This is a genomic window from Nocardioides sp., assembly GCF_034670285.1.
In the GTDB taxonomy this organism is placed as follows: domain Bacteria; phylum Actinomycetota; class Actinomycetes; order Propionibacteriales; family Nocardioidaceae; genus Nocardioides.
In genome coordinates this window covers 1-8682 of the sequence record NZ_JAXMNS010000136.1, presented here as the reverse complement: position 1 = coordinate 8682, position 8682 = coordinate 1, and the positions used below count along the sequence as shown (strand labels likewise).

7 protein-coding genes are annotated in these 8682 nt (G+C 68.0%); 5 read left to right on the top strand and 2 right to left on the bottom strand.

Annotated elements, in window-relative coordinates:
* Positions 1 to 11: 11 nt before the first annotated feature.
* Positions 12 to 224 carry a hypothetical protein gene (locus VOI19_RS08645; protein WP_323792560.1) on the bottom strand — a complete coding sequence of 71 codons (213 nt, stop codon included), beginning with the start codon at positions 222 to 224 and terminating at the stop codon, positions 12 to 14.
* Between the two features lie 185 nt (positions 225 to 409).
* Between VOI19_RS08645 and glf the strand changes: the two genes are divergently transcribed.
* The 5 genes from glf (at position 410) to VOI19_RS08620 (ending at position 7930) form a co-directional block, all read left to right on the top strand.
* A complete protein-coding gene (gene glf / locus VOI19_RS08640; RefSeq protein WP_323792559.1) occupies positions 410 to 1636 on the top strand; it encodes a UDP-galactopyranose mutase in 1227 nt (408 codons plus the stop codon).
* Positions 1633 to 3762, top strand: coding sequence for a glycosyltransferase (locus VOI19_RS08635; protein WP_323792558.1), 2130 nt, complete (start codon positions 1633 to 1635; stop codon positions 3760 to 3762). Before glf ends, VOI19_RS08635 begins: the two co-directional genes overlap by 4 nt.
* Positions 3755 to 4678, top strand: coding sequence for an ABC transporter permease (locus tag VOI19_RS08630; protein WP_323792557.1), 924 nt, complete (start codon positions 3755 to 3757; stop codon positions 4676 to 4678). The genes VOI19_RS08635 and VOI19_RS08630 overlap by 8 nt, the downstream gene beginning before the upstream one ends.
* Positions 4678 to 5463 (top strand): ABC transporter ATP-binding protein, encoded by a 786-nt coding sequence (locus tag VOI19_RS08625; protein ID WP_323792556.1) that lies wholly within the window; start codon positions 4678 to 4680, stop codon positions 5461 to 5463. The genes VOI19_RS08630 and VOI19_RS08625 overlap by 1 nt, the downstream gene beginning before the upstream one ends.
* A 241-nt stretch (positions 5464 to 5704) precedes the next feature.
* Positions 5705 to 7930 (top strand): N-acetylmuramoyl-L-alanine amidase, encoded by a 2226-nt coding sequence (locus VOI19_RS08620; RefSeq protein ID WP_323792555.1) that lies wholly within the window; start codon positions 5705 to 5707, stop codon positions 7928 to 7930.
* Between the two features lie 43 nt (positions 7931 to 7973).
* Here VOI19_RS08620 and VOI19_RS08615 read toward each other — a convergent pair.
* A partial coding sequence (locus VOI19_RS08615; protein WP_323792554.1) for a TIGR03089 family protein occupies positions 7974 to 8682 on the bottom strand: 709 nt, incomplete at its 5' end.

Sequence of the window (8682 nt, the reverse complement as noted above, 5' to 3'; positions counted from 1 at the left end):
GCTCTTCCGATCTACAGGACCCGCGGCACGACGTCGAGGGCGATCGCGCCCAGGACGATGGCGGGAAAGCGGATGTAGCCGGGGATCAGGCTGTCGGGGTCGTGCACGGGCAGCTCGCCGATGGCGGCGAAGACGATCGTGGCGACGACCATGGCGATGCCGGTGATCCAGGCCGCTCCGAAGTTTCGCTCGACCAAGGAGCGTACCGATCCAGTCTCGTGCATCAGGCCACTGTAAGACGTGTCCTGCTCGTCCGCCGCATCACGTGGGGCGGGCGCGCGGGGGAACATGTGGGGAGCAGGTGGGGAGCACGTGATGAGATCGACGTGGCTTCCGCGTGGTGTCGAGTGGGTGCAGCACCTCGGAATCCGTAGACTCACCCAACGTGTCTGCCCCTGAGTCTGCCCCCGTGTCCACCGAGGTGCCCACCGCGCGCCGGATCGAGCGCCCCGACCTGGTCGTCGTCGGCTCGGGCTTCTTCGGCCTGACGATCGCCGAGCGGTGCGCGACCGAGCTCGGACTGAAGGTCCTCGTCGTCGAGCGGCGCTACCACCTCGGTGGCAACGCCTACTCCGAGAAGGACCCCGAGACGGGGATCGAGGTGCACAAGTACGGCACCCACCTGTTCCACACCTCCAACAAGAAGGTGTGGGACTACGTCACGAAGTTCACCGACTTCACCGGCTACCAGCACCGGGTCTTCGCCAAGGTCAAGGACCAGGTCTACTCGTTCCCGATGAACCTCGGGCTCATCAACCAGTTCTTCGGGCGCTCCCACACCCCCGACGAGGCCCGGGCGCTCATCGCCGAGCAGTCCAGCGAGATCGCGACCGCTGATGCCTCGAACCTCGAGGAGAAGGCGATCAGCCTGATCGGCCGCCCGCTCTACGAGGCGTTCGTCAAGGGCTACACCGCCAAGCAGTGGCAGACCGATCCCACCGAGCTGAGCGCGGACATCATCACCCGCCTCCCGGTGCGCTACACCTTCGACAACCGCTACTTCAACGACACCTACGAGGGCCTGCCGGTCGACGGCTACACCGCGTGGCTCGAGCGGATGGCCGACCACGAGAACATCGAGGTCATCGTCGACACCGACTTCCTCGACCGGTCCAACGGTCTGATGGACGAGTTCCGCGGCAAGGTGCCGGTCGTCTACACCGGCCCCCTCGACGAGTACTTCGACCACAGCGAGGGCCGGCTCTCGTGGCGCACCGTCGACCTGGAGGCCGAGACGGTCGACGTCGACGACTTCCAGGGCACCGGCGTGGTCAACTACAACGACCAGGACGTCCCGTGGACCCGCATCCTGGAGTTCAAGCACCTGCACCCCGAGCGCACCTACCTGCCGGGCAAGACGATCGTGGTGCACGAGTACAGCCGCTTCGCCGAGGACGACGACGAGCCGTACTACCCGATCAACACCGCCGAGGACCGCGCCAAGCTGCTCGCCTACCGTGAGCTGGCCAAGAAGGAAGCCGCCGAGCACCAGGTGCTCATGGGTGGCAGGCTCGGCACCTACCAGTACCTCGACATGCACATGGCCATCGGCTCGGCGCTGTCGATGTTCGAGAACAAGCTGAAGCCGCACTTCGTCGACGACGTGCCGCTGACGAGCGGAGATGACGCCCGATGAGCACCCAGACCGACACCACCCCCGGCAACTCGTCCGACAGCCCCTCCGACAGCCCTTCCGACAGCGGGGCCTCCGACACCGCGACCGTGACCGAGGCCGCCTCGTCCTCCGTCCCGACCCCGGGCACCGCGCGCCGACTGCTGCAGCGCCAGATCCTGCCGCAGGACCGCGACTTCGACGTCCTGGCGCTCTACGTCGACACCGACCACAGCCAGGTCGAGGTCGACGCCGGTGACTCGGCGCTCAGCAAGGTCGCTCGCGACCTCCAGGGGGCAGCGGCTCGCGCGGCCACCTCGGGCGGCCGCTCGATCCACCCCGACCAGATCGAGTCGCGCACCGCGCTGCGGATCAAGTCGGGCGACCGGATCTCGTTCGCGACCTACTTCAACGCCTTCCCGGCCAGCTACTGGCGCCGGTGGACCGTCGTGCAGTCGATCCGGCTCACGATCACCGTGAGCGGGCGCGGGGCGCACGTGATGGTCTACAAGTCGATGGCGCGCGGCAACTCGCAGCGCGTCGACGCGGCCATCGCCGAGACGCACGACCCGGTGACGTTCACCTTCGACCTGAGCCTCAAGCCCTTCGTCGACGGCGGGTGGTACTGGTACGACGTCGTCGCCGGTGACGAGGACGTCGTCGTCGAGTGGGCCGAGTGGAGCGCCGAGGTCCCCGAGGACCGCGCCGAGCACGGCACCGCCGACATCTGCATCACCACGATGAACCGCCCCGACTTCTGCGCCGAGCTGCTCGGTCAGATGGGCGACGACGAGGACCTCGCACCCTTCCTCGACAGCGTCATGGTGATGGAGCAGGGCACCAAGCTGGTCACCGACTCCGAGTTCTTCCCGGCAGCCGAGGCGGCGCTCGGCGACAAGCTGCGCGTCATCAAGCAGGGCAACCTCGGTGGCTCGGGCGGCTACGCCCGCGGGCAGCTGGAGTCGGTGCGCAAGGGCACCGCGACGTACGCCCTGATGATGGACGACGACGTCGTCTGCGAGCCCGAGGGCATCATCCGTGCGGTCACGTTCGGCGACCTCTCGCGCCGGCCCACGATCGTCGGCGGTCACATGTTCTCGATCTACTCCCGTTCGCGGCTGCACAGCTTCGGTGAGATCGTCCAGCCCTGGTTCTTCTGGTGGCAGTCGGTCCCCGGGACGCACTCCGACTGGGACCTCTCGGCGCGCAACTTGCGCTCCTCGCACTGGCTGCACAAGCGCATCGACGTCGACTTCAACGGCTGGTTCATGTGCTTGATCCCGCGCGTGGTGCTCGAGGACGTCGGGCTCTCGCTCCCGGTCTTCATCAAGTGGGACGACTCCGAGTTCGGCCTGCGCGCCAAGGCGGCCGGCTACCCGACCGTCAGCTTCCCCGGCGCCGCGGTGTGGCACGTGCCGTGGAGCGACAAGAACGACGGTCTCGACTGGCAGTCCTACTTCCACCAGCGCAACCGCTTCATCGCCGCGCTGCTGCACTCGCCCTACTCCAAGGGCGGTCGGATGATCCGCGAGAGCCGCAACCACCAGATCTCGCACCTCGTCTCGATGCAGTACTCCACCGTCGAGCTGCGCCACCAGGCGCTCCTCGACGTGCTCGAGGGCCCCGACGCGCTGCACAAGAGCCTGGCGAAGCGTCTCCCCGAGATCAACGCGATGCGCAAGCAGCACACCGACGCCGTGCTCGAGGCCGACCGCGACGCCTTCCCCGCCGTACGACGCACCAAGCCGCCCCGCAAGGGACGTGACGGCGTGCGCGACCCGGGCCGGGTGAGCGGCCTGATCACCGCTGCGGTGCAGCCGCTGCGCCAGCTGAAGAAGCCCCGCGAGCTCTCGCGCGACTTCCCCGAGGCCGAGGTGCGGGCCATGGACGCCAAGTGGTGGCGCCTGGCGGTCTACGACTCCGCGGTCGTCTCGATGGCCGACGGCACGTCTGCCGCGCTCTACCGCCGTGACCCCGAGAAGTTCCGCACGATGATGAAGCAGACCCTCGAGATCCACGAGCGGCTCAAGCGGGAGTGGCCGCGCCTGGCCGAGGAGTACCGCTCCAAGCTGGGGGAGATCACCTCGCCCGAGGCCTGGGACGAGACCTTTGCACCGTGGACCACCGATGCTGGTGAGGGCGATGACTGACAGCCTCCGGGCCGACGGTGGCGCCGTGGTGGCGCCGCTGGGTGACTCGGGCGACCTGGGGGAGGACCGTCCCTGGGACAACCCCGCGCCCAACCGTGGGCTCATCGAGGTCTTCCGGCGCCGCTACCTGCTCAAGCTGCTGGTGCGGCGCGAGATCAGTGCGCGCTACTCGGGGTCGTTCCTGGGGCTGATCTGGAGCTACATCAACCCGCTGTCGCAATTCTTCATCTACTTCGCGATCATCGGCGTGATCTTCCAGCTCCACGACTCGATCCCGAACTTCCCGATCCACATCTTCTCGGCGATCATCGTGGTCCACTTCTTCACCGAGACCTTCAACGCCGGCACGCGCTCGATCGTGCGCAACAAGGCGATCGTCAAGAAGATGGCCGTGCCGGCCGAGATGTTCCCGGTCGCCTCGATGCTCGTCTCGCTCTACCACGTGTTCCCGCAGCTGGTGATCCTGATCGTGGCCGTGCTCTTCATGGGGTGGGTGCCGTCGTTCACCGCGCTCGCCGCAGTGGTGATGGCCCTGACGATGATCATGATCCTCGGCACGGCGATGGCGCTGCTGTTCAGCTCGGCGAACGTGCTGTTCCGCGACTTCTCGAGCTTCGTCAACATCCTCACCAACTTCGTGCGCTTCGGCGTCCCGATGATCTACAGCTACGAGATGGTGGGGGAGCGGTTCGGTGCCGCGACGCCCTACTACATCCTCAACCCGATTGCGGATGCCGTGATGCTCTTCCAGAGCGCCTTCTGGATCCCGACGCTGAGCGAGGAGGAGCAGGTGGGCCGGTTGCCCGACAACCTCTTCGCCCTCGGCGGGATCATGATCGGTGTCTCGCTGGTGCTGCTCCTGGTGGCCCAGCTGGTGTTCAGCAAGTTCGAGAAGCAGATTCCGGAGCGCATCTGATGGCCGAGTCCATCCGGGTAGAGAACGTCACCAAGGACTTCACCCTCCGCTACCACCGGACCTTCAAGCAGGTCACGGTCGCACTGGCGAAGGGCAAGCGCACCAAGGAGAGCTTCTCGGCCGTCGACGACGTCTCCTTCACCGTCAGTCAGGGGGAGTCCATCGGTCTGATGGGCCTCAACGGCTCGGGCAAGAGCACCCTGCTCAAGATGATCAACGGCGTGATGCGGCCCGACCAGGGCACCGTGCGCACGCGTGGTCGGATCGCGGGTCTCATCGCCACCGGCGCGGGCTTCCACCCGCAGCTGAGCGGCAAGGAGAACATCATGCTCAACGCCGCCATCCTCGGCATGTCGGAGGCGGAGATCCGTCGCAAGTACGACGCGATCGTCGACTTCGCCGAGATCCCGACCAAGTTCCTCCAGACCGAGGTCGGGCACTACTCCTCGGGTCAGTCGGCCCGCCTCGGCTTCGCGGTGGCCATCCACGTCGACTCCGAGATCTTCCTCGCCGACGAGGTGCTCGCGGTCGGTGACAAGCCCTTCAAGAAGAAGTGCCTCGAACGGATGGAGGAGGTCCGCGACTCCGGTCGCACCCTCTTCTACGTCTCGCACGCCGGCGGCTCCGTCAAGCGCATGTGCAACCGCGTGCTGATCCTCGACAAGGGCCGGCTGGTCTTCGACGGCGACGTGCAGGAGGGGATCAAGGTCCTCAAGTACGACGACGAGCGCCCGGAGAACGAGGAGCACTTCGACTCCGACGAGGAGCTCGGCGCCGACATCTGATCGCTCCACCACAGGCAGCCCCGACTGGTTCGGGGCTGCCTGTGTTTTTGGCGTCTCGCGACGGTGGACTGCGTCTCGTGGTGTCCTGGGGCCGCGTCAGGTTGACAAATCTGGATTTCATCGGCGTGTCGACTGGTAATTACAACGTTGTAGTTACTCACCACCCCTTCCCAGGGGCCTGTTACGGGTGTGACAGTTGCGTCTTGTGTGACTCTTCCCCGCCGCACAGGAGAAAATACTGATGTCCCCTCGCCACCCCCGTTTCGTGACCGCCTGCCAGCAACTGCTGGTCATCGGCGTCATCTGCGCAGCCCTCACCCCGGCCGCCAACGTGATCAGCCTCGAGCTGGTGCCGCGTGACCCCTCGGGGTCCGCGAGCGCTGCTGCCGGCACCGAGCAGACGGCCTCCGGCCTGCCCGCGGTGTCGATGGCCGCCTACGCGAAGGCCACGACCCTCAAGGCCGACGTGCCGACCGCGGTGACCGACGCCGTCGTCTCGGAGTACTCGTTGACCGCGCCCCTCGGTGCGCGCATGCGGGCCGATGCCCTGGCCGTCACCAGCCGTCGTACGACGAGCGGCACCGACGTGCTGATCAGCGACCCGCAGCCCGTCACCGGCTACGGCGCCGTGGGCGTGACCTGGTCGGGTGGCGCCACCAACCCGGTGCTCGTCGAGGGCGAGATCGACGTGCAGGTCCGCACCAAGGACGCCGGCGTCTGGTCGCCCTGGGGCGAGGCGCACTACAGCGACGAGCACGGTCCGGACCCCGACAGCCCGGAGGCGTCGACGTCACGGCCCGGCACCGACGAGCTCCTCGTCGGCGAGGTCGACGAGGTGCAGGTGCGCGTCGACACCCAGGGTGCCGCGCCGGCCGACCTCAGGCTCGCCGTGATCGACCCGGGCGCAGCGACCTCGACCGAGCGCGAGCGCGCCGAGATCGACACCGCGGCCCTGCCCCGCAGCGCGGCCACTCCGTCGCCCACCCCGACCACCGCTCCGACGCCTGCACCGGCGCCGACACCTGCTCCCGAGCCGACGCCGGCTCCCGACGGGACCGACGAGACCACTGCGACCGAGGGGGAGGACGGCGAGCTCGGCCTCGCGGCCGCGTCGTACACGCCGAAGCCCCAGATCTTCAGCCGATCGCAGTGGGGCGCCAACGAGTCGCTGCGCGACCCCAGCTCGCTGCGCTACTTCGAGATCCACGCCGGCTTCGTGCACCACACGGTCAACGCGAACGCCTACAAGAAGCGCGACGTGCCCGCCATCCTGCGCGGCATCTACGCCTACCACACGCAGTCACGTGGCTGGAGCGACGTCGGTTACAACTTCCTCGTCGACCGCTTCGGCCGAGTCTGGGAAGGCCGTGCCGGCGGCGTCGACCGACCGGTCGTGGGTGCCCACACGCTCGGCTACAACGACGACTCCTTCGCGATGAGCGCGATCGGCAACTTCGAGGAGGTCGCGCCCTCGCAGGCGATGATCGAGGCCTACGGCGCCGTCTTCGCGTGGAAGCTGTCGCTGCACGGCGTCAAGGCCGGCTCGATGCGCCAGTACGTCACCTCCAAGACGTTCCCGGCCATCAACGGACACCGTGACGCGGGATCGACCGCCTGCCCGGGCGCGTTCCTCTACGACCGGCTCGGCGACATCCGCACCTTGGCCAAGCAGGCCCAGGTCGGCTTCTCCGGGCGTCAGCTCGAGTCGAACGTGGCGGCCGACAGTCACCCCGACATCATCGTGCGCCGGGCGAGCGACAACCGCGCGATGCTGATCCCTATCAAGACGTCCAAGAGCGGCGCCTACAAGACCGGCAAGCCGATCGCCCTGGCGATCGTGCTGAACCGCGCCACCCGCATCCTCAACGCGGGCGACTGGAACCGCGACGGCCACGCCGACATCATCACGCGGGCCGGGCAGACCGGGCGGCTCTCGTTGCGTCTCGGGCTCGGCAAGGGTCGCTTCGGTCCGGTAAAGCCCCTGGCCGAGGGCTTCGGCGGCGTCAAGCTGCTCGCCGCGGTCGGCGACATGACCGGTGACGGGTTCCCGGACCTGATGGGACAGCCCAACAAGGGTCGACCGATGATGATCTATCCCGGTCGCGGCACCGACGGGGTCGGCACGCCGTACGTCGCCTACAGCCGGATCAAGGGCAGCAAGCAGGTCGGCGTGGGTCGCTGGGACCGGGGCGGCGCCCCCGACACGCTGGTGCGGCGCGGACGCACGTTGTCGCTCTACATGGGCAACGGTCCGGGTGGCTTCACCGGCTCCAAGCAGCTCTCGATCGACGTCTCGCCCTACGACTGGATCGTCGGGATCAGCGACGTCGGCCTCAAGGGTCACCCCGACCTGGTGGTGCGGGCCAAGGACAGCGGCCAGCTCTACCTGATCGAGGGACGCAACAAGTCCATCGGTGAACCGATCCTGCTCGGCGGGGGCTTCAAGGCTTACAACATGGTCGAGTGATCGACCCCGGTCGACAGTCGAGACAACTCAAGATGTCTGGTCCTCAGGCAGGGAAGCGGGCGGTCGCGCGCTCGGAGACGTAGATCGTCTCTAGCCGTTCCCGTCCGGCCCGAGTGACCAGGACAAGCGAGCCGCCGCGCTGCAGTGGCTCGACGAAGGTGGCGATCCCCGGTGGGGAAGCCGGGTTCGCCTCCGACAGGAGACGGCCGCCGTCGGTGACGAGAGTCCCGGCGGCGGCCGCACTCCACAGCTCCTGCTGAGACGTGAGGACGCCGTCCAGGTCGGTGGCGAGGTCGTCACCGGTCGGGGCGTCCCAGGGCGTGAAGGCATCGGGCTGGCCCCAGATCTCCACCCCCACGTCGTGGACGCCGACAGGGACCGCCTCGGCGAAGCGCACGCCCATCGGCAGCAGCGCACACGCCAGCACCGGCAGGTCCTGAGCGCGCGGCGCCCAGGTCTCCACGCCGTCCGGCCCGCACACCACGGCGTCGGGGGAGTGGTCGGCGACGACCAGGCCCGCGGTCCACGCGGCGCCCACGAAGACGGTGCTGAGCCAGTGCGCCGGCAGGTCGACCTGCAGCCGGTCTCCCCGCTCGAGACCGAGCTCGTCGACCAGCAGCGAGGCGGCCTTGGCCACCCAGTTGGCGTAGGTCGTCACCGACAGCTCGACCCGCTCGCCGGTGGCGTCGTCGTAGAAGGTCACCAGGGGGCGTCCGGCGTCGGAGCGCAGCTGCTCGGAGAGGACCTCGGCG

Coding starts and splice junctions, on each gene's coding strand:
- VOI19_RS08645 (WP_323792560.1), bottom strand. CDS start 224: ATGCACGAGACTGGATCGGTACGCTCCTTGGTCGAGCGAAACTTCGGA.
- VOI19_RS08635 (WP_323792558.1), top strand. CDS start 1,633: ATGAGCACCCAGACCGACACCACCCCCGGCAACTCGTCCGACAGCCCC.
- VOI19_RS08630 (WP_323792557.1), top strand. CDS start 3,755: ATGACTGACAGCCTCCGGGCCGACGGTGGCGCCGTGGTGGCGCCGCTG.
- VOI19_RS08625 (WP_323792556.1), top strand. CDS start 4,678: ATGGCCGAGTCCATCCGGGTAGAGAACGTCACCAAGGACTTCACCCTC.
- VOI19_RS08620 (WP_323792555.1), top strand. CDS start 5,705: ATGTCCCCTCGCCACCCCCGTTTCGTGACCGCCTGCCAGCAACTGCTG.